1 protein-coding gene and 1 pseudogene are annotated in these 2,062 nt (G+C 66.0%); both read left to right on the forward strand.

Annotated elements, in window-relative coordinates; all coding sequences use genetic code 11:
- Positions 1-303: 303 nt before the first annotated feature.
- Positions 304-555: pseudogene (locus tag ACXAGC_RS20270) on the forward strand (IS5/IS1182 family transposase); the annotation flags it as partial.
- 466 nt (positions 556-1,021) lie between these two features.
- The gene (locus ACXAGC_RS20275) at positions 1,022-1,768 is read left to right on the forward strand and encodes a hypothetical protein (RefSeq protein WP_474846799.1); all 747 of its coding nucleotides are present in this window, start codon (positions 1,022-1,024) and stop codon (positions 1,766-1,768) included.
- Positions 1,769-2,062: the final 294 nt, after the last annotated feature.

A 2,062-nucleotide genomic window follows, 5' to 3' on the forward strand; every position in this document is an offset into this window, starting at 1 on the left:
GAGGCGCGGCCTGGTCAACCAGGCCTCCCGGGGAACGGTGGGTGTGAGCACGCCAGTTCCCGCCTCCAGTATCCGCCACCCGCCAGTCCGTTCGCAAAAGTGACGACGATCTGTGAACGAGAGCTCCCACAACACTGCGATCTGTCGGTTCACACCGGCGACGGTTCGGGGTGACACCTCGGGTCTTGTGCTCCTCGATGTTGCTGGTGCGTGGTCGACCGGGCTTCATGTTCGTTCCGCCTGACCCGATCGCCGGAGCGTGGCCTCGACACACCGGCGGGTGTCTGCTGCGCCCTGTGCAGGCTTCCGACCGACAAGGGCTACCAGGGCGCCGGGATCGGGGTGCACACCCCGATCAAGGGCTTCCACCTCGAAATCGACAGCCGGGCCTACAACGCGCTGGTCAGCGGCATGTGCGCCATCGGGGAACGCGCCAACGCGCTGCTGGGCCAACGCTGGGCCGCCCTGCGCCACGTCAGCCTCTTACCCTCACGCATCGGGGACATCGTTGCTGCCGCTCTCGTGCCAACGAGCCGTGAGCGCGGAACCCGGTAAGAAGACATCGTTGTGGCTCTAAACGGAAGTCAGGGATTTGACTTTGCGAACGTCTTAGGGTTACGCACGCTTCACCGGGTCGGCGGGGCGACCTCCCAGCTTGAGGAGCACGTCATGCGTCACAAGATCGTTCGAGGACTGGCTGCGGCTGGTTTCGCCGCCGTCATGAGTCTTTCCTCCCTCGCGCCGGCCGCATCGGCTACCGTGCCCGCGGCCACCGTCGGGTCTGCCGCGCTCCAGGGCGGGGAGTACGCTCCCATGGACCACAACCTGATCTGGATCCCTTGAGACGACACCATCTACTCCAGCTACAGCGCCTGCATGCGGCGCGGGGCCTACCTGGCCGGGGTCTACACCGACATCGTGGACTACCAATGCCGCAACCGGTCCACGGTCACTGTCCGTCCGACACGATTTGGGATGATGCTGGAGGTCAAGCGCTCCTAGGAACGTGGAGGAACCAGCGGTGGACAGTCAATCGAAGGACCCACGGTTCGATCACCTGGTCCTGGCCGACGGGCAGAAGGCGGTGGCTACCGGGCGTCTGGTGCGCGTGCAGCAGGAAGGACACGGGTTGGTCTGGTGGCACCAGGAGCCGTGGCCCGTCGATCCTCGTCTGCCCGCCTCTGCGCCCGTCGTCGTCTTGTTCCCCCGGGGGCCTGGTCGGGACGAAGAGCTGATCGACCGAATCGGTCACCGGGTGCTGGCCACCGGGATGTGGTCCGACGGGAAGCTGTATGTGGACACCGTGACCGACATCATCCCGGCGGCGTCACCCCTGCGGTTGCCGGCGCAGTCACAGGATGCGCCGATGCACCCGGTGGACGAAGCCACCCGAACCGTCGAGAGCCCCCTGTTCGAGACCGGTGTCGTGCTGTGGCGATTCCGCCGGGTAACCCCGGATGGGGTAGAGGAGATCGTGGTCTCGGCCACCGATGTCACAGCGGCCCGGCGAGCCCTTCTGCCCGTGTACGGTGGGCGCCTGCGGGTGTACCAGAGCCCGTGGACCGCCGACGACCTCGCACGCCTGGACGCCGTTATCGGTGCTGTCGAGCCCACACGGCGTCATGCCGGTGGGGCCGGGGTGAGCCCGGAAGGCATCGTCTACCGGCGCCTGCTGCTGACCTACCTCGACCAGCAACTGGCCACAACGCTGAGCGCGTTCCCGGAAGGCATGCTCAAGCTGGAGGTGCAGGCTCAACCACGCAGGTGAACTGCCAGTGACAAGGTCGTCGAGGGGCGACCGTGTGGCCCGCATCGCTGGGCTCATTTCATCGACTGGGACTGCCGCACGGATAGGTGTCGTTGACCTGGCTTGCCACTGGGGGCGGCCCCGAGGGATACGGCAGGTGCCCAAGCTCATGACCAGCAGGGGCTCTGCAAACGCTTTTTACATAAGGCCGGTTGTCGGACACTCAGCTCTGGAATTTTTGGCCTCTGCTGGTGGGTCCGTGTGGTCGACCCGGCTCTGCCGGCGCGGTGATGCATGAGGTGGGACAGTGCTTGC

This window comes from Alteromonas sp. AWJ4_197 (assembly GCF_056160285.1).